Here is a 22,710-nt window from a genome sequence, read left to right as displayed (position 1 = left end):
GAGAGTGAATTCGAATGAAAAAAAATATTAAAGGTAAAGTCATACAATTATCGTTCATGCCGCGGCTGTTTCCTATAAATGTATACCTAGTGGAGGAAAATGACGGATTTACCTTGATTGATACCGGTATGTCATTTTGTCAAAAGGGGATTTTAGAGGCTGCCGCCTCAGCGGGCAAACCCATCAAGCGGATCTTGCTTACCCATGCCCATGGTGACCATATCGGTTCACTGGACGGTTTAAAACAGTCACTCCCCCAAGCGGAAGTGCTCATCTCCCGCCGGGATGCCGTACTGCTGACAGGCAACACGGAGTTAGAACCAGGCGAGCCACAGACGCCGATTCGAGGCGGAATACCGAAAGGCATTACATCCACACCCGACCGGCTGCTTGAAGATGGTGATATGGTTGGCTCTCTGCAAGCTATATCCACCCCCGGTCATACTCCCGGTCATATGTCTTTTATCGATAAGCGCAGCGGATTCCTCATTGCAGGAGACGCGTGGCAGACCCGTGCGGGACTCGCTGTATCCGGAGATAAACGTTGGTTATTTCCATTTCCGGCCATGGCTACCTGGCATAAAGAGACTGCCTTAAAAAGTGCCAAAAAACTGGCAGCACTTCAGCCCACCCTACTCGGCTGCGGCCATGGTTCTCTACTGACGGATCCTTTTGCCTCTATGAACCGGGCAATTCAACAAGCGGAAAACGCATTTAGCAAGTAAACGTCATTATCCGTAATATTTTTGACCGAATGACACATTTCAGAAGATTAATACGCTATTATACTGAATTTTTTCCTTCATCGTTCTGTGCTATAATTAATGGGCATGAAGTGTGACATTTTTGATGGAAAGAGGTATTCAATTGTGATTGATCTGAATTCCCCAATTCTTAAAATAGGCTCCACGATCGGAATGCTGGTCATGGCGCTCGCAGTTATCTTTATTCGGATGAAAGCAAGCAATCGTCCTGTTACTATTAAAAAGATTATTATTCCGCCGCTGGGCATGACAACAGGATTCTTGATGTTTGTCGAGCCACAAGTTAGAATCCCGATTCTGTGGGGGATTCTAGCGTTTCTTGTCGGATGGTTTATCTTCTCATACCCGCTCATTCGTGGAACGAAATTCGAGAAGGTGGACGGTCAAATCTTCATTCAACGATCCCGTAGTTTTGTATACATTCTGCTCGGACTGCTTACTGTACGCCTGCTGCTCCACGGATATATTGAAGAGCATATTTCCATTCCGCAGACAGCTGCACTGTTCTTTCTGCTTGCCTACGGCATGATTACCCATTGGCGTCTTTCTATGTACCGCCAATATCATCAGATTACTCGTCCTGAACCGATGGTGTAATCACAACCGATTCATTGAAATACCAAGTAAAAAGGGCTATCCGGGTATGTATCCGGACAGCTTTTTTTTATTTCACATGATTGTTTCACAATATATCAATCCAAATCTTGATGGCCGTAGCCAGTATCAGAACAGCCAAAATAATCTGCAGCACTTTTGTATTAACCTTCTTACCGGTAGAAGCGCCAAGCGGGGAAGCGATCAAGCTGGCAATAACCATAATAAGAGCGGGGAAATATTCAACCTGTCCGGTCGTAACCTTCCCGACCGTGGAACCAATCGAAGAAATAAACGTGATAGCAAGCGAGGATGCAATGGTCATTCTGGTAGGAATTTTTAATACGACAAGCATGATCGGCACCAGCAGGAACGCACCAGCCGCACCCACAATACCGGCTCCGATACCTACGATCAAGGCCAGTACAGCGGCAAGCCATTTATTGAATTCCACCTGATCCAGCGGGATATCGTCAACGCCTTTTTTCGGGATGAACATCATCACAGCGGCGATCAGCGCCAAAATTCCGTAAATGATGTTGATGCCACCTTCACTCATCGACTTGGAACCAAATCCGCCGATAAAGCTGCCGACCAGAATCGCAGCACCCATGTATATAATGAGCGTTCGGTTCAAGTATCCGCCTTTACGGTAAGCCCACACACCGCTTATCGTTGCGAACAGCACCTGCACGGCACTGATTCCGGATACCTCGTGAGCGGTAAATGCAGCCAATCCAAACAACGGTGGAATATACAGAAGCATCGGATATTTGATGATGGAGCCGCCGATGCCTACCATGCCTGAAATGTAAGAGCCAATAAATCCGATTAAGAAAATGGTTATTATATATGCAAAACTCATATCCATATCATTTATCCTCCTTCTTCAATAACACTTTATCTATTAATGTCTTTAAAAAAGGGAACCGAATCGGTTCCCTTTGTTTCTAACGAACCGCGCAACGGTTCGGTCCAATTTCCATTTCACGCTGCTTATCTTCGTCCGGATTGATTTTACCCATATTGGTTTGACGGATTTCCTGATAAGCGTTCGGCTGCGGCGGAAGGTTTTTCGTCACCATCGTTCTGAACTCTTCTTCATCCGCAATGTTCAGGCCATGATTCGATGCATACAGCTCACCCAGCTTTTTCGCCACGGTGCCATCATCGTTCAGTTCTTCCATGATCATAAAATGAGCCGGCAGTACGATGAGTTCATCTGATAGCTCTTTATAGCGGGCATAAAGCGTTTCGCGTAAATCACCTACCCAGTCCTCCGCAAGTCCCGCAAGATCCGGTCGTCCGATGGAATCAATGAACAGGATGTCGCCTGTAAGCAGATACTGATCGTCGATCACAAACGATGTAGATCCGATCGTGTGTCCAGGAGAGTAGAGTGCCTCAATGTTAATCTTGGTGCTTCCGATCACGATTTCATCACCGTTTTCCAGCGGCTGGTATTGAAATACAACCTCTCCGGCATCTTTTGGAGGAAGCCAGTACATGGCGTTGGTCTTCTCAGCAATGATCCGTCCACCGGAAATATGGTCTGCATGAAGGTGAGTATCAAACACGTGTTTGATCTCCGCTTTTACACTCTTGGCAAAATCGATATAAACGTCCGTCATGCGGGTCGCATCGAATAACGCGGCTTCACCGTTCGAGATCGCCATATAGGACAAGCACCCTTTACCGATGCGGACGAACTGATACAGCTCACCACCGTCTTTCAGATCCCCAACTTTCACAGGCATAAGATGCTCACTCCATGCCTTCATCCCACCTTTCAAGTACCCGACCGTACGGCCGTGCTCTGCCAGCATCTCTGCAACCATTACAGAGGAGCCTTCCTTCGCACATACTACGATTACTTCCTTATCTGCCGGAATCTGATCCAGAATATCCTCTACACCATCGAGCAGATCAAAATAAGGAATATTCAGATATTCGATATTCTCGCCTTCGATTTTCCAATCTTCAAAGTCTGTCTTATTTCGAACGTCCAGTATGAAAAAGTTCTCTTTGGCAATCGCCTTCTCTGCTACTTCTTTTGCGTGCATTTCGATGACTGACATCATGTATTGCCTCCTTTATTCTTGGTTGTTTGGTTATTTAATCGTTGCTGCTCGTCGTTGTTCCAGTCCAGCCGCTCATTCCAGGCACTACATTGATCACCCGATCAAATCCACTGGCCGCGAGCTTCTGTGCAGCCATGTCACTACGGGTTCCGGTACGGCATACGACATAGATCTTATCCTGTTTGTTCAGCTCTTCAAGACGGTTATCTAAATCTCCCAAAGGAATGGAGATGGCATTTGGAATGTGTTTGAATGCATATTCTGCAGACTCTCTTACGTCCAGAAGTATGACCGGCTCACCTGCCTGGAGTTTCTGCTCCAGCTGGGTATTGTCCGTCACATGAGGGTATGAGCGTTCAGCCGTTTCCTCACCGGAAGATTTACGTAAGTAATGCTTCAGCACATCTCCTTCTTCAATGGTGCCGAGGTATTGATGGCCGGTGCTTTCCGCCCATGCTTTCATATCTGCCTTGGATCCTTTATCCGTCGCCTCTACCTCCAGCACTTGACCTCCTTCAAGATCTTTCATCGCTTTCTTCGTTCGTACGATCGGCATAGGGCATGCCAAACCTTTTGCATCTAACATCACGTTGGAATCAATAGATTTCATATATGAATACCTCCTGCATTTTATATACCGCCCGGGGTATATTATCATTCAAAAAAAATGGCGCTTTAACGCACCGTTAATAAATCGATACCCGTCACATACAAAGTTTTAGCATCATATCTCATTCTGTTTCCCAGCGTTATTCTGTCTTTCCTTCCCACGCTAACATCCCGCCAGTCATGTTAGTTACGTTGTAACCCTGACTTTGAAGATACTCGGTTGCACGGCCGCTTCTGCCGCCGGAAAGGCATACTATAATATATTCTTTGGATTTATCCAGGTCTTGCTTGCAGTATTCTACCAATCCAAGCGGAATATTGATCGCCCCCGGAATTTTACCTTCTTCCACTTCTTCGGTTTCGCGTACATCGATAATGTTCAGGCTTTTGCCTTCGTCCAACAGCTTCTCTACCTCGGCAGGTGTTATCTCCTTCATTAAAAAGGCCTCCAATAATTATTTTTGTCTATGACCAGGCACTCATGCCGCCCTTAACATTGGTTACTTTTCCAAAACCAGATTTCTTCAAAAGTTTACTCGCTTTATTGCTTCGCATTCCGCTTTGACAGATGACAACAACCTCACGGTCCCGCGAGAGCTCTCCGCTCTTCTGGGCAAGCTGCTGCAAAGGAATGTTCTTGAACCCTCTAATATGGTTCCCGCTGAATTCTCCCAGCGTTCGAACATCAATAAACTGCTTGTTTTTGTCCATTAATTCATTTTTTAATTCCGCTGTAGTGATCTGCCGGATTCCCTTTGCAGGCAGCATGCGCTGGATCAAAAATAGGACAATAAGTGCGATTATGATGATATTGAGATATTCCATATTTGAAATTCCTCTCTTTATATTTTAGGAGAATTAATCCCCGTAAAATTAGATAAACAAGTTCACATTGCCGTCTTGGGCATCCGACAGATAAGCAGCAACACCCGCGTACTCAATGTTTTCAAGCAGCTCTTCCTTCTGCAATCCAAGCAAATCCATGGTCATCGTGCAGGCTACCAACTTCACATCCTGCTCCTGTGCCAGTTCAATCAGCTGTGGAAGTGGAACGGCGTTGTGTTTCTTGATAACATCTTTAATCATCTTAGGACCCATGCCGGCAAAATTCATCTTAGAGAGACCCATTTTGTTGGCTCCTCTCGGCATCATCTTCCCGAACATTTTTTCCATGAATCCTTTTTTCACTGGCACCATCACATCTTCGTCTTTACGAAGTGCATTCAGTCCCCAGAAGGTATGAAAAATCGTTACTTCATGATCGTAAGCCGCCGCACCGTTGGCAATAATGTACGCAGCCATTGCTTTATCATAATCACCGCTAAACAGCACAATGGTTGTTCTTTTATGATCTGTCACGTTATTGATTCCCCCTTTTTAAATTTATCATTACCCCATGGGGTATACAAATATTCAAAAAAATTTAGCCTTTCTTGATCCAGAACTTCAGAACGCCATCCTCTTCTTTATGATCCAGCAGTTCGTTCCCGCTTGATTTAGCCCATGCTGCCAAATCGTTCTTCGCACCTTTATCTGTGCTGTGAATCTCAAGCACCTGCCCTGTTTCCAGATCATTCATCGCTTTCTTGGTCTTGACGATCGGCATCGGACAAGCTAATCCTTTAGCATCCAATATTTTATTTGCAATCATCATAAATTCCTCCTTAAGGTTAAAAATCATCTTTCTAATTACCCATAGGGGTATAATAAATATACAGAAAGGGGTGTCAACCCTTCCGTTATTAGCGGCTTTTTACCAACAAGTTCACTGCCTGGAGCACAAGCTCCTCAGTATTGTGGCCGTTCTCTTCCGCAGTACGTACACATTCCACAAGGTTCGAGCTGACAACGACACCGATGGTCCGGTCAATCGCTGTCCGTGCGGCAGAGAGCTGGGTGATTACTTCCTTGCAATCCTTGTCCTCTTCCATCATTTTCAAAATACCGCGAAGCTGTCCTTCAATGCGCTTTACCCGATTTTTCATTTGATCATTGTAATCCAACGCGTTTCCCTCCTGTCCACTCGATTATATATTGTCATGCCCTTAATTTCATTATATAACACATGTCCATAATGTATACCCCTAAGGGTATTAAGTCAAGACTGGAATGTCTTCCAGCAATGGGGTATGAAAGGCCCGGGCGGAGCGCATTACGGACTTACATTCCGCTATTTGCTGCAATTGACGACTTTTTCCATCGTTCCGGACTGAGAATCCGTTAATTCTTCAAAACATAGCCGATTCCACTTGAATAGGCGCAAATAACGGCCTTTCAGTCCTCAACCTCACTCTAATAGACGAATTTGCTCCAAATAACGGAACCTGAGTCCGTCCGCATGTAGTCGATCGCCGGTATGCACCGCCATACTTCGTGCTGTGAGCTGCGCGTGGTGCGAAAATACGTATCGCCTGTAAAGATGTTTATATATTTGTCACTTTCTTTTTTTGCCGTATATGTTATTATACCCCCAAGGGTATTATCAAAAACATAACTGGAGGAATTAATGATGGGTAAAAAAATCGTTATTGTCGGCGGTGTTGCAGGTGGAGCCTCTGCGGCAGCCCGGCTGCGCAGATTGGATGAGGATTCAACGATAGTCATGGTGGAGCGCGGAGAACATATTTCTTTTGCCAACTGCGGGCTTCCTTACTATATCGGAGAGAGTATTAAAGAACGCGGCAAGCTAATGGTACAGACCGTAGAGGGTATGAGTAAAAGATTCAATCTCGACATACGAAACCTCAGCGAGGTGGTGTCTATTCAGCGTGAGGAAAAGACGGTATCCATCAAAAATCTGACCACTGGCGAAACTACCAAGGAAAGCTATGATCATCTGATTTTGTCTCCCGGATCCAAGCCGATCGTACCGAACATTCCGGGGCTGGATGAGGCTGAGGACGTCTTCACCCTTCGCAATATTCCTGACACAGATCGGATCAAGCAATTTGTGGACGTGCGAAGACCTGCTCAAGCCGTCGTGGTTGGGGGCGGATTTATCGGTCTGGAAATGGCAGAAAACTTGGCTGATCGCGGCGTCAAGGTAACAATTATCGAGATGGCTAACCAGGTGATGGCACCTCTCGATTATGAAATGGCTTCTATAGTCCATACCCATCTGAAGGAAAAAGGGGTTACCCTCATTCTTGAAGACGGTGTTCAAGCGCTGGCTGATCACGGTAAAACGATTGAACTATCCAGTGGAACGAAAGTGTCCACGGATATGATCATTTTGTCCATCGGTGTTCGCCCCGAGAATGGGCTGGCCATCGATGCAGGGCTGGATGTTGGTGAGCGCGGCGGCATTAAAGTAAATGAATATATGCAGACCAATGACGAGAGTATCTATGCCATCGGTGACGCAGTGGAGGTGTCCGATTATATTCACCAGAGCCCAGCAATGATTCCACTGGCTGGCCCTGCCAACCGACAAGGACGCATGGTGGCGGATCATATTTACGGAAAGAACGTATCCTACAAAGGAACGCTCGGCACTTCCATTGCTAAAGTATTTGATCTGACCGTGGCTGCTACCGGCAGCAATGAAAAAAGACTCAAACAGCTTAATATGCCTTACCAGGCTATTCATATTCATCCAAGCTCTCATGCAAGCTATTACCCTGGAGCCTATCCCATCTCTTTGAAACTGCTCTTCAATCCGGATAACGGACAAATTTACGGAGCGCAAGCGGTTGGACAAGACGGTGTCGACAAGCGGATTGATGTAATTGCCACAGCAATCAAAGGTAAGCTGGACGTATATGATCTGACTGAACTGGAGCTGTCCTATGCCCCTCCTTATTCTTCCGCCAAAGATCCGGTTAATTACGCAGGTTACGTGGCATCGAATATGATGGAGGGCAGTGTTGAAACTGTGCAGTGGCATGAAATCGATGAGTTGATAAAGCGCGGTGGAACCCTGATCGATGTCCGCGAGCCCGGGGAATGTAAAGCTGGCTATATTGAAGGTTCCATCAATATTCCGCTGAACGATCTTCGCAGTCGTCTGGAGGAACTTCCGAAGAATGAAACGTTATACGTATCTTGCCAAGTCGGACTTCGCGGATATCTGGCATCCCGCATTTTGGCCGAAAATGGATTCAGCGTGAAAAATCTCGATGGCGGCTGGAAAACCTACTCTTCCGTGTTCCGGCAGTAAGAATATCTATCGGCGCGTGTTCATACGTCATCATTCATTCACTTGTTTCCCGCAAAGACCCGTGGTATATTTTTATTAAACTTATAATTTAAAGGCAATGTTATCTTTTAAAAGGTACAACCTCGGCTAATACTTAGTCCTGGGTGTACCTTTTTTTAATTTAAAGGAGGACTTCTTCATGTTCTTAGAAGCTATTTATCATCGTCCGCGCAAAAACTGGTCTTATGCTTATGATGGCCGCACGATCCATCTTCGCATTCGCACGAAAAAAGACGACATCACCGAAGTTTACGCTCTAGCTGGAGATAAATATTTGTGGGATCAGACGATGGAGTACATACCGATGGTCAAGCTCTCTTCTGATGAGATGTTTGACTATTGGGAGGGTGAAGCCCAGCCGCCATACCGCCGCCTGAAATACGGTTTCCTGCTCCAGAGTGGACGCGAGAAGCGCTGGATGACGGAGTATGGTTTCCTTGAGGAGCCACCAGCCAATCCAGACCGCCTGTTTGAATATCCGTTCATCAATCCGGTGGATGTGTTTACAACGCCAGATTGGGTAAAGGATGCTGTGTTCTATCAGATTTTCCCTGAACGTTTTGCGAACGGCGATCCGAGCAACGATCCTAAAGGCACTCTGCCATGGGGCAGCACAGACCCGACACCAAGCAACTTCTTCGGCGGAGATATTCAAGGTGTCATCGACCACCTGGACCATCTAATCGAGCTTGGCATCAACGCTATTTATTTCACACCGCTGTTCACTGCTACTACGAATCACAAGTACGATACTGAGGATTACATGGAAATTGATCCGCAGTTTGGTGACAAGGATACACTGAAAAAGCTTGTGGATTTATGTCATGAACGTGGAATTCGTGTTGTTTTGGATGCTGTATTTAATCACTCCGGCAGAACTTTTGCTCCGTTTGTGGATGTTCAAAAGAACGGCGAGAACTCCAAATATAAAGACTGGTTCTATGTCCGCTCCCTTCCGCTTGAGGTAGTTGACGGAATTCCGACCTACGACACTTTTGCGTTCGAGCCTCTTATGCCGAAGCTGAATACGGAAAATCCGGAAGTGAAACAATATTTGTTGAAAATGGCGGAATACTGGATTAAAGAAACCGGCATCGACGGATGGCGTCTCGATGTGGCGAACGAGGTTGGCCACCAATTCTGGCGTGAGTTCCGTCAGGTCGTAAAAAAAGCGAACCCGGATGCTTATATTCTGGGTGAAGTGTGGCATGAATCCTCCATCTGGCTGGAAGGCGACCAGTTCGATGCGGTTATGAATTATCCGTTTACCAACGCGGTGCTTGATTTCTTCATTAACCGCACAGTGGATGCTGAGAAATTCTCCTTTATGCTCGGCAAGCAGCTGGCAGGATATCCACGCCAGGCCAGTGAAGTGGCCTTCAACCTGCTAGACAGCCACGATACGGCACGATTGCTAACACTTGCCAATGGCGACAAGCGTCTGATGAAACTCGCATCACTGTTCCAATTCACATACTCCGGAACCCCTTGCATCTACTATGGTGATGAAATCGGCATGGATGGCGGGCACGATCCGGGCTGCCGCAAGTGTATGGAATGGAATGAAGACAAGCAGGACAAAGAACTGTTCACCTTCTATCAGACAATCATCAAATTGCGTAAAGAGCATACCGCTCTCCGCACCGGAACGTTTAACTTCCTGACTGCAGAGAATCAAGGTGGAAAACTGGGTTACTTGCGCGAAGACGACAACGAAAGTATCGTTGTGCTCATGAACAATGATAAAGCTGCCCAGTCGATTACAGTACCAGTCCTTGAGCAGGAATGGAGTAACCTCTGGAACGGAGATTCCATCCAGGCCGTGAAGGGACAGCTTACGGTTAAGCTGCCGGCTTACGGGTTTGCACTGCTTAAGGCTGCTCGATAATATAACTACTAATCACTAAACTAAACTCTATAAATAATTAAGGGAAGCACATATTAAGCACGTTAAATATGGCTTCCCTTTTTATATCTGTACATAAGAGTCCATAAGCTGCGTTGGATAAATATATCCATAACATTCATATCTTCGAAGTGATATAATGGTCACTCATTATGCATTGGAATTCACCTAAGTAATGATACCGAAAAGTTATTTATGTGTCATGACATCAGGTATAGACTCTGGCAAAATCGATTTAAACATATCGTGGTGGATGAGTTCCAGCCAAATTATGAAAGGGGTTCACTCCACTTGAAAAAGGTTGTACCAAAGACTGCTTTATCCATTGCATGCCTTGTCTTGATCTGGGGCTTGTCCTGGTCCATTTATAAGATGGCACTGACCAGTACACCGCCGCTTCTTTTTGCCGGCATGCGTTCTCTGCTTGGAGGCCTGCTGTTAGCCTTGATTTTGCTGCCAAGCTGGAGAAAGATCAAATGGCGCCAGAATTGGCATCGATACATTATATCAGCCTTGCTCAATGCGGCCTGTTTCTACGGCATTCAAACGGTAGGGCTGCTGTATTTGCCGGGCGGCCTCTTCTCCGTCTTAGTATATTTCCAACCCGTACTTATTGGGCTATTTGCCTGGTTGTGGCTCGGAGAGAAAATGTCAATCGTCAAAGTTCTAGGTCTTATTATCGGCTTCGTCGGCATCCTATCGGTAAGCGCCGACGGCTTAACAGGTAACATCTCCTTCTTCGGCGTCTTTCTGGCTCTGTTGTCAGCTGTAAGCTGGGCGCTTGGCGTCATCTATGTCAAAAAGGAAAGTTCGCATGTTGACTCCATGTGGATGGTTGCCCTGCAGTTCGTCATTGGAGGAGGTATACTGACAAGCATCGGAACCATAGTGGAGAGCTGGTCCAGCATTATCTGGAACGCCGATTACCTGCTGGGTCTCGGTTTTGGCGCTACGTTTGGCATTCCGGTTGCTTTTGTCATTTACTACAAGCTGATTAATGCAGGTGATGCGAGCAAGGTCGCATCCTTTACATTTCTTGTCCCACTGATCGCAGTACTGACGGGAACGGTGTTTATGAATGAGCCGTTTACGTACACGCTGCTTGTCGGCTTGATTCTGATCGTAGTCAGTATTTTCTTCGTTAATTATCAAGGTAAGAAAACTACGAAGCCTATCAGAGATAGAGATGTAGTCTCTTATGATGCTTAAATTAACAATGCCGTTGTGAAGCTGCATATGATTTAAAAAGGGGGTGTCCCAGGTCAATAGACCTTTAGGGACGCCCCCTTTTTCTGATCGATGCTTATAAGGACATCGCCCCTACACTTCCTTACGCCGGAAATAGACTAGCCCTCCGATAAAGAAGATCAGAAATCCACCAATTACGACAGGCATTAACGTTTGAAAAGGTACCGAAAAAGCTCCGAATCCTTCTTCACCAGATGGCATCATTGCTAGCAGCGGCTGTGCCCATGGATAGTACGGGGCGTATGTTGCCGAATTCGCCACAAGGATATTCGGAATCGTGAATACAACATTCAGTGCTAGCGGTGCTGCAAAGCTGCTCCAGGCTGTGGATACAGCCAACTGAAGTGCCGCCAAAGGCAGGCAGGCTGCCCAGCCGCCAAGCAAGCTTGTCGCTATCATGTCCCATGGTAAGGGCTCCTTAATGCCGTGGAACAATCCTGTGACAAGAACAGCCCCCAGAAACAGCAGCTGTGTAGCAGCCAGTATAAGACCAACGATGGAAAACTTAGCGAAATATACGGCTCCGCGTGAAATCGGCATGACAAGTAGCTGCTTCCAGCCGCCACCAGAATGCTCATATCGACAGACCATGGCGCCCAGCATCCCGGTCAGGATCGGAAGAAACAGCAGAGCATGCATACTGGCCATCAAGGCAACTAAAACGTGCCATGGCATCAAGGAATTTCCTTGGGTAATTCCGATCAGAAGAGCAAGCGCCGGGCTCAGAATGATCTGAAGCCATAGGATAGGGCTGGACAATTTCAACCATTCGGAAGATAAAGCTCGAAAGTAGGATGCCATATTAGTTCACATCCCTTCGATTGAAATGAATCAGTCCGGCCAGTGTAATAACGGCACCGAGCAGAAGACCAGCGCTGATCACTTTGGTCTGTCCGGGACCGATGTATGCCATCAGAGGCCACTTCAAAGGCATCCAGTCAGGAAACTTAAGGGCGAACAACGAGACAACCGAAGCTGTAACCCCAAAGCTTACAGCTATCCCCTGATTTTTCGTGGTCAGTGATAACCACAACTGCAGGGCCAGAAGCGGAATGGCGCCCATAAGCGGAACAAACCCGAGGCGTATAAGATCTCCGTACGGTATGTTTTGCATATCCATTCCTAGGGCAAACCCAAGTACGGGTGTCCCGACACTCAGCAAAATACAAGACACGCACAAGACCAATAACACCATCACAAATTTGGCACTAAATACAGCAGTTCGTGTGATTGGTAGTGCAAGCAGCTGCTTCCATGAACTGAGCTGATTCTCGACATTCGCCACAAGTGAACACACTAGCGTTATCCCAAGAATAATGGCGATGGGCACAAACATTAAAATATTCTCGATCAATCCGCCCCAAGGATCAGCTACGTATACTTTCATCAAGTAGTCGTACCGAAGTCCAAAATTCAAGGCCTGCATGGCAATGAGTCCGATCGGGGCGATCAAGGCAAGAAGCCAGATGCCTTTACCGCGAATTTTCAGGAAATCGGCGGACAGTGCGCGGACCATCATTGTACGCTCCCCTTTCCGACGATTTCCATGAAGATATCCTCCAGCGACTTTCGCTTCTCTTCAACACGGTAAACCGCATGTTGATTCTCGACCAGCCGTTTCACGAGTAAAGCGACCTTGTCATCCTGCATAGGTTCCAGTTCCAGCAATTGGCCCTGAAGCTTCCCGTCACACCCCATATCGAACGCCAGCCCCATAGCAAGCTCCGGCTCTGATACAGACAAGCGGAATCCACTCGAAGACTGGGACACCAGGTTTTGGATCGTATCCTGAAACACCATCTGTCCCTCTCGGATAATCCCTACCCGGCCCGCCATCTGTTCCACTTCACTAAGCAGGTGGCTTGAGACCAGCACAGTGATCCCGTGCTGCTTCGGCATATTTTTAATCAGCTCACGGATTTCCTGAATCCCTGAAGGATCGAGTCCGTTCGTCGGCTCATCCAGAATTAGCAGCTCTGGATTTCCAAGCAGGGCAGCCGCAATACCAAGTCGCTGCTTCATACCGAGGGAATAACCCTTCACCGGACGTTTCGCTTCCTTCGTCAAACCTACAATATCCAGAACTTCAGAAATCCGGGATTTCGGACCTCCGATAATCCGCCGCAATGTCTCCAAATTCTCAACCGCGGTCAAATGCCCGTAATACGATGGATACTCCACGAGCGAGCCTGTGCGGCGTAAAATATTCATTTTTTCTTTCGTCAAATCCTTGCCGAACAGATGAATCGATCCCTTCGTCGGCTTGATCAACCCAAGCAGCATCCGTATCGTGGTTGTTTTTCCTGCTCCATTCGGTCCCAGAAATCCATAAATATCGCCTTTTACAATTTCAAGATTCAAATTATCGACGGCCGCGCGATTGCGGTATGTTTTGTATAACCCTTTTGTTTGAATGACTAATTCACTCACGATTATCACCTCGGAATTAACTTTAAACCCCGAAGGTTAAATCCAGGTCGCCCTTGAGTTTAAAAAAAGTTTAAATTTTGCGTGACAGCGTAATTGACGTCCCCTCGGGAGAGGATTGAACTTGGACATCAATTCCCATTTCTCTGGTCAGGTAATCTACAACAGCCAGCCCAATCCCGGCCCCTTTATCGAACGATCCTCCGCCCATGCCTGGACCTTTGTCGGACACGATGATAGCCATCCCCTTACCAGGCAGCTCCTTCGAATAAATGCCGATGTATTGTCCCGACTTCGCATGACGGACCACATTTTGAAACAAATTGTCCAAAATACGCTTGAACCACAGCACATCGATCGGCCAGATTACCGGCTCATCTTGAAGATCAATATCTGCTTCGATCCCTTCTTTTTCCCACAACGGATACCATCCTGCCGCACTCTCGCGAACCAAACGCAGCACATCGGACAGCTCCGGATTCAGCTCGGCACGCCCGCTAGTGAGCAGGCTGTATGACAGCAGGTTATCGATCAGACCACCCACATCACCGATCTTCGATTCCATCAGTGTTAGCGACTCTTTTCCCGTATCACTTAACGGCTCGTTCCCCATCGAAAAAATATGACTCCGTATCACCGTCAGCGGCGTTCGCAAGTCATGCGACAGATTAGCAATGAGCGATTTTCTCAGCTCCTCTTCTTCCTTCTCCCGCTGACGCCCCTTCTCCAGCTGATCCACCATATGGTTATAAGCCTCTTCCAGCTGTCCGATTTCATCTGGTTTGTTAAGCTGGATCTGGGTAGGGATTCCCGTCTCTCCCGGGGAAGTCATGGCATCACGCAGATGCAGCAGTCGTTTGCGGATACGCACAAAAAACATCCATGATATGAGAATAAACATAATGAACATGGTTAGCATAAATAAGATATAAATGGCAGTTCGACTACCCATCGGATCCGGTTCATTAATATAACTTCGGGGTAGCTGCATCACCATAAAGCCCTGTCCGCCATCTTTTTTGCCGCCGATCAACGCTACAGTTGTGAACGGATCCGTCCCGACAGACTGTTTCATAAATTGTACGCTATGCTCCGAACTCCACTGCTCCGGAATCTCTTGTCCGCCGGGAAGCTCCAGCTGGGTCCGGCTACTGGCGTCAACCCAGAAGATTGAAGTTTCAGGGTATTCCTGCCTAATCTCCCGGAGACGTTCATTGATCCGCTCTGGAGATTGTCCGCCAAGCTTCGCTGCTTCCTGATGCCACATTCCCTCCAAAACCTTTCCATTGGCGTACTTACCTGGAGGAGTCGGCTCATTATTCAACACGGTATCATTTACAAACCAAAAAAATACCGTGGCCAGTGGAAACATGATCGGCATAAAAATCATCGCAATCAAAATAATGAGCAAATACCGGGAGGTTAACGAGTTGCGAAACCTTCCCTTCTTCCTCTCTTTATTCCGCCATTTCATACTCTCACCCGGTAACCCAGCCCCCGAACCGTCTCAATAACTTCCGGTGATGCGGGGTCTTTTTCCAGCTTCTCGCGGAGATATCGGATATGGACCATCAGCGTTTTGTCCCCTTCGATATAGGACTCTCCCCAGACCGCTTCATAGATCTGCTCCTTCGTCATCACCCTTCCCTGATGCCGGAACAAATACATAAAGATCTGAAACTGCTTGCCTGTCAACATGATCTCCTCTTCTGTCTCCTGATTCACAATCCGGTTCTCATCCTCATATACGGTTAAATGCTTAAGCACCGCCGGCTCCGCAGAATTTACAGCAGAACGGCGAAGTAGAACCTCTATTCTTGCCGCCAATTCATCGGGGTGAAACGGCTTCGTCAAGTAATCATCTGCGAACTGCAGTCCTTCAAGCTTATCGTCAATCGACGTACGGGCCGATAGCATCAAAATCGGCATACCGGGGTATGCCCGTTTAAGACGTTGGCCAACTGTGAAGCCGTCAAGTCCGGGCAGCATGACATCCAAAATCGCCAGACTGCACGATGACGCCGACTCCACTGCCTTTTCCCCACCCGTGAGCCAAACGACACCGTAACCTTTATCCTTCAAAAAACCGTTTACCCATTCACCGATTTCCCGATCATCCTCGATATATAACAACGTTGCACTCACAACTGATCTTCCTTTCTATTCCATCTCAATCTATGTCTTGCATTATAACATGTATGAAAAAAGTGCCTGTATCCCGTTTTTACACAAAACGGATTGAAATGACGTCCATTATGACAAATAATGAAGCTGATTACCGCAAATACACGGAAAATCACAACATCGACATTAAAGAGAGGTGATCTCATGCCGCAACCGTACCTACTCCGGAAGTTCCACAGATCGACTTTTCGAAGCAAGCTTGTATTGACTTACGTGCTCATTATCGTTGTACCGGTCATATCTGCCATGTTCATCTCCGGCATGCAGTTATACAAGCAAACCAACTCCGACTATGAGGAAATATTGAAGCAATTGGACAGTCGGACACATGTAAGCATCAACGACTTTTTTACCAATCAAGCCCGCTACTCTTTCTTTTATTTAACGAATTTCAAACTGAGCGCCATTCTGGAAAAGTCAAAGCGTGCTACGGAAAAAGTGTACATTGATGATGCTAACTACATGCATACCTCCATGGAACAGCTTGTACTCATTAACGGGAATATCGCTATGATCTCCGCACTCGCCCCTAATGGAAGCGTATACGGCAGCAAACCAGAAAAGGCGATTGAAATCGTAAAAACGGTTGAAGAAATCGGCCCCAGCCGCCTCCAAAACAATCATTTTGTAGTACATATCTCGGAAGATGCAAATGCGAAAGAGCGTACCAACCATCGTATTTCCATCGTACGCTATTTATCGGACTTGAACGTGAATAACGCCCAAGAAGGATATGCAAAAGTTGATATCTACGATAAAGCCGTTGAAAATATGCTCGGCGGTATTTCAAATGACGGATTAAAGCTCGGAACCATGATTCTGTCAGGGGATACGATGGTCTATACCTCAGATGGAACACTGAGTCACTTAAGTCCAGAACAATCCCAACAATTTACATCCCGCGTCTCCAATCATACAGCAGGAAACTATCAAATTATGCGAATGAACTGGAATGGACAACCCTATCTGATCAGCAGCACGATCAATACGGTAACCGGTTGGACAGTCATCCATTATATCCCTGTTGCACAAATAACAGACACCTTTCTAAGCAATACATTGAACTATGTGTTCATTAGCATTTTGGCACTCATAGCAGCATTGGCACTCGCATTCTTTTTCCACAGATATTTCATCCATCCGATATTAAAGCTTAGCGGATCAATGAAAATCGTTGATTCAGAGCACTTGGCCCATACCGTTATCCAAAGTAACCGGTAGGATGAAATCGGAAGGCTCATCAACAGCTACAATGCCATGATTTATCGAATAAAGACTAGCCGCGAATCGGAAATTATGGCAAGCAGCCTGCAGAAGAAAGCAGAGCTTAAAATGCTTCAGTCGCAAATTAATCCGCATTTTTTATACAACACGTTAAATGCCATACATTCCATATCAGAACTTCATCGCATGGATCACATATCCACCATGACCAAAAGCTTATCCAGCATTTATCGCTATAACATCAAGTATGGAGATGTGGTCACGGTCGGAAAAGAGCTTGAGCAGGTTGAGCACTATATTCAAATTCAACAAATTCGTTTCTTTAACAAGTTCCAGGTAGAATACGACATCGATGACGATGTTCTGGATTGCAAAATCATCAAATTTTTAATACAACCGATTATCGAAAACTCCTTCTACCATGGGTTGGAACCGAAAGGCGGCACCGGTGTGCTTCGTCTAACCATCAAGCGGCGTAGACAGTTTCTTTATATTTCCGTCTATGATAATGGAATTGGCATTCCGGAAGAGAAGCTGACTGAACTGAGGGCAATGCTGAAGCAGGATGAGTACGCACTGGTAGAGGATCTTGACCGAAACTTTGGGATGAGGAATGTTTACGCCCGGATCAAGCATTTTTACGGTGCAAGCTGCTGGATGAATGTCATCAGTGAAGAGCAAGCAGGTACAACGATTATGATGCATATTCCGTTCAACAAGGAGATTAGCACACATGAAAATTTTAGTAGCAGATGATGAGTTTTTCGCCAGAAAAGCGATCGTTCAGATGATACAAGATTGGGATGCAAGCACACTTGTCATAGAAGCTGAGGATGGCACTACTGCCCTAAAAATCATTGATGAAGAAGTTCCTGACTTACTGATAACAGACATTCGCATGCCAGGGATGGATGGTATTCAGTTAGCCGCACATATTCGAAAGAATCACCCTTCGACACTTGTAACGATTATTAGCGGTTATGATGACTTCACTTACGCGCGCGAAGCGATTCAATATAAAGTGGAGAACTATTTGTTGAAGCCCGTAGATCGGCAAGAGCTAACCCCTTTACTGAAGCAAATTAAAGAGCGTGTCGCAGATCGGCAAGAAACGTCGCTTGAATTTGCCATGTCAGCCTGCTTCTACGAAGAAGCAGGTCGCAACCTTCCGGCTTTGGAGGCTGCATTGGGCAGCGGGAACTATGAATCTCACACAATGGTATTTCTGCATCACCCATCCCAGTACAGGGAACTAACGACCATCGCAAAGGAAGTATTCCTGCGAAACAACCTACAAACATTTATCATGACCGATAAATTCCAGCCACAGCTTCTGATTGCTTGGATTCGCTCCAAAACAGCATCAGGTCAGGGACTGCATGACAGCGTCCATTCACTCTGTGACAGAATTAATCGGAAGTTGACCGACATTACAGGAGAGTCCTGCGCTGCCATCGGAATTAGTTCTGCTCTAACCGATCTGCGGCAGCTGGACGTATCCCTGAAGGAAGCCAAACTTGCGGCGCTGCAAAGTTTCGTGCATGGCCACGGCAAAACTGTAAGGATCGAGCACATTGGCAATGTGTATCACTATGATGCTGCACTAATTCAGGAATGGACTGGCGTATTCAACCAAAAAGCGATCAACCATCAAGTCACTGAAATGGCCGGCATGATTCGCTCCTGGCTTGCCGACTCCGCTAAAAAGCAGTTCTCGGTTCATATGGTTCAAGACTCGCTTGCTGCCGCTGTAAATATGATCAACACCCTTATCGGCCGTGCCAACAGCGAGACCGCATCTTCCTACATAGAACAGCGGAACCTGTTCGAGTTCACTTCCATCCACGAAGCCGGTGAAGATTTAATCGCGAAGCTAAGCACGGTTATTGAGCAATTGAAACGAAGCGAAGCCAAGAGAGATATCGTTCAGGACATTAAAGACTTTGTCGAGGCCAATTACAAAAATCGAATCGTTCTTGACGATCTTGCGAAGCATCGTTATTTCGTCGATCCAAGCTATCTTAGCCGGTTATTTAAACGAAAATGTGGAATGGGATTTACCCAATATCTTTTATCCATTCGGATGGACAAAGCCAAAAAGTTGCTTGAGAGCACATCCTATCATTTGCCGATTGCTACAGTGGCAAGCGAAGTCGGCTTTAATGATTACTCTTATTTCATCCAGATGTACAGAAAGGTTTACGGTGCAACGCCAGGAAAATCCAGAAGCGAGAAAAATCCTAAAAATTATTGAGAAGCCAAGGAACGAATAAAGAACAGTTTTATCCTATTCATACAGTCAGTTCTCTCCTATTTTCAGCTGCTGACCGCTTGCTACAATGAACCCGTGCACGTTACATACTTACTCAAAAGGAGCTGAAATAATGAAAAAGGGGTTTTTGAAAAGCGGAATGGCAGCACTAGTCTCCCTTGCACTGTTGACGGCAGCCGGCTGCTCTGGTGGAGGCTCGAAGAACGCAGCAGACAACGCGCCGAACAGCAGTGATGCTAATTCCGGAGGAGCACCCGTCAAGATTGAGTACTTTCAAATGAAACCGGAGGCCGTTAATGTTGTCAACGAACTCATAACGAAATTTGAACAGGCCAACCCGGGCATAACGGTCGAACAAAACAATGTTCCTAATCCGGAGAATGTATGGACGATGAGGGTCTCTACCAATGATGCCCCTGCCGTCTTCACCCATTATCCCCATAACTCTATTTTTCAGAAAATGGCAAAGGAAGGTCGTGTGATCGACCTTACCAATGATCCACTGATGGCTAACGTACAGCCTGCCATTGCGGATTTGAGTAAAATCAACGGCAAAAATTACATGGTTCCGATCGGAGTAGCAACACTCGGCATGTATTATAACAAGGACATTTTCGAAAGTCAGAACCTTCAGATTCCTACAACTTACTCGGAGCTGATGGAGACTGCAAAGAAGCTTCAGGATGCTGGCATTACACCGTTCTACTTTCACGATAAAGATTTCAACGGTATCCGTCAGGAAGTCGTCTATAAAATGGGGCAAACGATACCGGACGTTGAATCATTCCTTGATGATGTCATGAATGGTAAAGCGCATATTACAGACAACCCGGCTTTCAAACCTTTCGCAGAAAAACTTCTAGCCCTGCGCGAGTATGGACAAAAAGATAATATGGGGACCGGCTATGATGACGCGCTTCGTGATTTCGCAAACGGTAAAACAGCCATGTGGTTCACAGGTACTTGGGCAATTAAAGAAATTAAAGAGTCAAGTCCCGATTTGAAATTCGCAATGTTCCCACTCCCTACCGAAAATGCTGCAGATTTGAAAACACAGGTTTCGGTAGATACGGCTATTGGTATTCCTGCCGATGGAAAAAACAAAGAAGAGGCCAAAAAGTTCATTGAGTTCATGTCCTCAAAGGAAAACGTAGAAACCTATTTGAGCATCGCCGGATATCCTTCCGGTATCAAGGATGTACAGACTGGCCTCCCGGAGATTAGTTCGCTGACACAGCTTATATCGGACGGCAAGGTATACCCGACCATCGAGCGACTCTGGCCGCCAGGAATGAATGCCGAAGTGGGCAAAGCAACTCAAGAAATGTTCCTAACCAAAGACGTTGACCAGTATCTGAAAACACTCGATACGATATTTTTCAACAAGTTTAATCAATAACAATGCCAATGAGGCGGAAAGACCTTGGTTATGAGGAATCACTCCAGGATTTCCGCCTCTTTTGCTTGATGGAGGTCGATTATGAACATTCGAGGCTTTAAGCCGGGCACTGTATTTTTCCTGCTGACCTTACCTGCGGTACTACTGTATTGCTTATTCTTTTTAGCACCGGTCTTTATCGGGTTCTACTATAGCTTGACGAATTGGGACGGATTTTCACTTTCCTATGACATGGTCGGATTACAAAATTACATAGACATTTTGCAGGATAAACGTTTCTTGAACGGGCTTACCTTCACCATGCTGTATACCGTTATTGTCGTGATTGGAAAGCTCAGTGTGGCGCTCATTCTGGCCTTGCTGCTGAGCCAGTCCCTGAAATTCCGTGGTTTGTTCCGATCCATTTATTTCTTCCCCGCTGTGTTGAGCATGATTACAGTCGGTTTGATGTTTAACCAGTTCTTTTACTCATTGTTTCCGCCGATTGGTGAACAGCTCGGTATCGAATGGCTATCCCGCAATTTGCTTGGAAATCCGGACACAGCAATCTTTGGAATTGCTCTGACTAATATCTGGCAAGGCTTTGCCATTCCGATGGTCATCTTTATTGCTGGCTTATCCAATGTGCCGAAGGATATTATCGAAGCTTCCGTCATAGACGGGGCAACGCCTGTGCAACGATTTTTCTCGATCACGATTCCGTTCCTGATTCCGATGCTAACCGTCAACGTGGTACTTGCCATTAAGGGTGGTCTTACGGTGTTCGATTACATCGTGGCTATGACGAACGGCGGACCCTCCCAATCAACGGAATCCCTGGGCTTCCTCATATACCAGCATGGCATGAGTGAGATGAAGTTTGGCTACGGGACAGCAGAAGCAATCTATGTATTTATACTCATTGGCATCATCTCGTTTATACAGATTAAGCTTCTATCTAGAAAGGAGGTCGGACAGCAATGAAGACACGGTTGCCGTTTAAAATAGTCAGCTATGCTTTTCTGGGAATCGGTGCGTTGTTTATATTGGCTCCGATCTACCTGACTCTCTCGATTGCCATGAAGACACGGGCTGAGACGACAACGAATTTTTTCTCACCTCCATCCAGCCTGTATCTTGATAATTTTATTTCGGTTATCAACAAGGCCAACTTCTGGGGAATGGTTCAAAATTCCGCCTTTATTACGATCGTATCCCTGCTGTTTATGCTGATCGCTATTCCCATGGTGTCCTATGCAATCTCTCGTAACACAAACAAACTGTACTACAAATGGGTATACACCATCATTCTTATGGGAATTTTTGTCCCTTTTCAAGCCATTATGCTGCCAATATACAGACATATGGGCAATTTGGAACTTCTTAATCAGCCCGGATTGATTATCATGTATGTAACCTTATCGTTTTCACAGGGATTGTTTCTATGTGTCGGCTTTCTTAAAAATATTCCACTCGAACTTGATCAAGCTTCAAAGATCGATGGCTGTGGCGTCTGGCTGACGTTCAGCCGAATTATTTATCCATTGATGCTTCCAATTATCGCCACTATACTAATATTGAATAGTCTATGGATCTGGAACGACTTCCAGCTACCGCTTATTATGCTTAACCGTCATCCTGATTTTTGGACATTGCCGCTGTTTATTTACAATTTTAAAACCGAAAGCAGTTTTGATTATACTCTGGCTTTCGCAGCATTCTCGCTGTCCATGGCTCCAATTGCAATCGTGTACGTTTTTACGCAAAAGTATATTATTGGTGGATTGACCGAAGGGTCTATTAAATAGAGATGGGATGGATAAAC

24 protein-coding genes are annotated in these 22,710 nt (G+C 46.1%); 11 read left to right on the top strand and 13 right to left on the bottom strand.

Annotation, left to right across the window (positions count from 1 at the left end):
• Positions 1–14: 14 nt before the first annotated feature.
• Both MNQ98_RS03000 and MNQ98_RS02995 read left to right on the top strand, forming a co-directional pair.
• Positions 15–725 (top strand): MBL fold metallo-hydrolase, encoded by a 711-nt coding sequence (locus tag MNQ98_RS03000; RefSeq protein WP_241931857.1) that lies wholly within the window; start codon positions 15–17, stop codon positions 723–725.
• Between the two features lie 144 nt (positions 726–869).
• A complete protein-coding gene (locus tag MNQ98_RS02995) occupies positions 870–1,361 on the top strand; it encodes a cytochrome c biogenesis protein CcdC (protein WP_208916045.1) in 492 nt (163 codons plus the stop codon).
• Positions 1,362–1,446: 85 nt separating this feature from the next.
• On the opposite strand, the gene MNQ98_RS02990 is transcribed toward MNQ98_RS02995, so the two are convergent.
• The 8 genes from MNQ98_RS02990 to MNQ98_RS02955 all read right to left on the bottom strand — a co-directional run bounded on the left by MNQ98_RS02990 (position 1,447) and on the right by MNQ98_RS02955 (position 6,051).
• Positions 1,447–2,223, bottom strand: a complete 777-nt coding sequence (locus tag MNQ98_RS02990) for a sulfite exporter TauE/SafE family protein (protein ID WP_241933828.1) — start codon at positions 2,221–2,223, stop codon at positions 1,447–1,449.
• Between the two features lie 85 nt (positions 2,224–2,308).
• On the bottom strand, positions 2,309–3,436 hold the full coding sequence (locus tag MNQ98_RS02985) for an MBL fold metallo-hydrolase (protein ID WP_241933827.1): 1,128 nt from the start codon (positions 3,434–3,436) through the stop codon (positions 2,309–2,311).
• A gap of 37 nt (positions 3,437–3,473) precedes the next feature.
• Entirely contained in the window at positions 3,474–4,049 is a 576-nt protein-coding gene (locus tag MNQ98_RS02980; RefSeq protein WP_241931856.1) for a sulfurtransferase TusA family protein, read from the bottom strand.
• Between the two features lie 139 nt (positions 4,050–4,188).
• Positions 4,189–4,485, bottom strand: coding sequence for a rhodanese-like domain-containing protein (locus MNQ98_RS02975; protein WP_241931855.1), 297 nt, complete (start codon positions 4,483–4,485; stop codon positions 4,189–4,191).
• A gap of 28 nt (positions 4,486–4,513) precedes the next feature.
• The gene (locus MNQ98_RS02970; protein WP_241931854.1) at positions 4,514–4,873 is read right to left on the bottom strand and encodes a rhodanese-like domain-containing protein; all 360 of its coding nucleotides are present in this window, start codon (positions 4,871–4,873) and stop codon (positions 4,514–4,516) included.
• 48 nt (positions 4,874–4,921) lie between these two features.
• Positions 4,922–5,407, bottom strand: coding sequence for a DsrE/DsrF/DrsH-like family protein (locus tag MNQ98_RS02965; RefSeq protein ID WP_241931853.1), 486 nt, complete (start codon positions 5,405–5,407; stop codon positions 4,922–4,924).
• A 64-nt stretch (positions 5,408–5,471) separates the two neighbouring features.
• Positions 5,472–5,699, bottom strand: coding sequence for a sulfurtransferase TusA family protein (locus MNQ98_RS02960; protein WP_241933826.1), 228 nt, complete (start codon positions 5,697–5,699; stop codon positions 5,472–5,474).
• Between the two features lie 91 nt (positions 5,700–5,790).
• Positions 5,791–6,051, bottom strand: coding sequence for a metal-sensitive transcriptional regulator (locus MNQ98_RS02955; RefSeq protein ID WP_208916051.1), 261 nt, complete (start codon positions 6,049–6,051; stop codon positions 5,791–5,793).
• Positions 6,052–6,557: 506 nt separating this feature from the next.
• On the opposite strand from MNQ98_RS02955, the gene MNQ98_RS02950 reads away from it, so the two are divergent.
• From MNQ98_RS02950 to MNQ98_RS02940, 3 genes are all read left to right on the top strand, one after another.
• The gene (locus tag MNQ98_RS02950) at positions 6,558–8,207 is read left to right on the top strand and encodes a CoA-disulfide reductase (RefSeq protein ID WP_241933825.1); all 1,650 of its coding nucleotides are present in this window, start codon (positions 6,558–6,560) and stop codon (positions 8,205–8,207) included.
• A gap of 178 nt (positions 8,208–8,385) precedes the next feature.
• Positions 8,386–10,134 carry an alpha-glycosidase gene (locus MNQ98_RS02945; protein ID WP_241931852.1) on the top strand — a complete coding sequence of 583 codons (1,749 nt, stop codon included), beginning with the start codon at positions 8,386–8,388 and terminating at the stop codon, positions 10,132–10,134.
• Between the two features lie 309 nt (positions 10,135–10,443).
• On the top strand, positions 10,444–11,361 hold the full coding sequence (locus MNQ98_RS02940; protein ID WP_241931851.1) for a DMT family transporter: 918 nt from the start codon (positions 10,444–10,446) through the stop codon (positions 11,359–11,361).
• Between the two features lie 111 nt (positions 11,362–11,472).
• On the opposite strand, the gene MNQ98_RS02935 is transcribed toward MNQ98_RS02940, so the two are convergent.
• The 5 genes from MNQ98_RS02935 to MNQ98_RS02915 all read right to left on the bottom strand — a co-directional run bounded on the left by MNQ98_RS02935 (position 11,473) and on the right by MNQ98_RS02915 (position 15,972).
• Complete coding sequence (locus MNQ98_RS02935) at positions 11,473–12,201, bottom strand: ABC transporter permease (protein WP_241931850.1); 729 nt, start codon at positions 12,199–12,201, stop codon at positions 11,473–11,475.
• Between the two features lies 1 nt (position 12,202).
• Positions 12,203–12,919 (bottom strand): ABC transporter permease, encoded by a 717-nt coding sequence (locus MNQ98_RS02930; RefSeq protein ID WP_241931849.1) that lies wholly within the window; start codon positions 12,917–12,919, stop codon positions 12,203–12,205.
• Positions 12,916–13,830 (bottom strand): ABC transporter ATP-binding protein, encoded by a 915-nt coding sequence (locus MNQ98_RS02925; protein ID WP_241931848.1) that lies wholly within the window; start codon positions 13,828–13,830, stop codon positions 12,916–12,918. The genes MNQ98_RS02930 and MNQ98_RS02925 overlap by 4 nt, the downstream gene beginning before the upstream one ends.
• A gap of 70 nt (positions 13,831–13,900) precedes the next feature.
• Positions 13,901–15,301, bottom strand: coding sequence for a sensor histidine kinase (locus MNQ98_RS02920; protein WP_241931847.1), 1,401 nt, complete (start codon positions 15,299–15,301; stop codon positions 13,901–13,903).
• Positions 15,298–15,972 (bottom strand): response regulator transcription factor, encoded by a 675-nt coding sequence (locus MNQ98_RS02915; RefSeq protein ID WP_241931846.1) that lies wholly within the window; start codon positions 15,970–15,972, stop codon positions 15,298–15,300. Before MNQ98_RS02915 ends, MNQ98_RS02920 begins: the two co-directional genes overlap by 4 nt.
• A 183-nt stretch (positions 15,973–16,155) precedes the next feature.
• Here MNQ98_RS02915 and MNQ98_RS02910 point away from each other — a divergent pair, with 183 nt between their 5' ends.
• From MNQ98_RS02910 to MNQ98_RS02885, 6 genes are all read left to right on the top strand, one after another.
• On the top strand, positions 16,156–17,232 hold the full coding sequence (locus MNQ98_RS02910) for a hypothetical protein (protein ID WP_241931845.1): 1,077 nt from the start codon (positions 16,156–16,158) through the stop codon (positions 17,230–17,232).
• A 36-nt stretch (positions 17,233–17,268) separates the two neighbouring features.
• A complete protein-coding gene (locus MNQ98_RS02905; RefSeq protein WP_241931844.1) occupies positions 17,269–17,991 on the top strand; it encodes a sensor histidine kinase in 723 nt (240 codons plus the stop codon).
• Positions 17,969–19,489 (top strand): response regulator transcription factor, encoded by a 1,521-nt coding sequence (locus tag MNQ98_RS02900; protein ID WP_241931843.1) that lies wholly within the window; start codon positions 17,969–17,971, stop codon positions 19,487–19,489. The genes MNQ98_RS02905 and MNQ98_RS02900 overlap by 23 nt, the downstream gene beginning before the upstream one ends.
• Before the next feature lie 130 nt (positions 19,490–19,619).
• Positions 19,620–20,906: an ABC transporter substrate-binding protein gene (locus tag MNQ98_RS02895; protein WP_241931842.1), complete on the top strand. Its 1,287-nt coding sequence runs from the start codon at positions 19,620–19,622 to the stop codon at positions 20,904–20,906.
• 81 nt (positions 20,907–20,987) lie between these two features.
• Positions 20,988–21,869: a carbohydrate ABC transporter permease gene (locus tag MNQ98_RS02890; RefSeq protein ID WP_241931841.1), complete on the top strand. Its 882-nt coding sequence runs from the start codon at positions 20,988–20,990 to the stop codon at positions 21,867–21,869.
• Entirely contained in the window at positions 21,866–22,693 is an 828-nt protein-coding gene (locus MNQ98_RS02885) for a carbohydrate ABC transporter permease (protein WP_241931840.1), read from the top strand. Before MNQ98_RS02890 ends, MNQ98_RS02885 begins: the two co-directional genes overlap by 4 nt.
• Positions 22,694–22,710: the final 17 nt, after the last annotated feature.

Source organism: Paenibacillus sp. N3/727 (assembly GCF_022637315.1).
Classification (GTDB): Bacteria; Bacillota; Bacilli; order Paenibacillales; family Paenibacillaceae; genus Paenibacillus_AQ; species Paenibacillus_AQ uliginis.
Note: the sequence above shows the minus strand (reverse complement) of the source record. Positions and strands in the feature narration are given on the sequence as shown.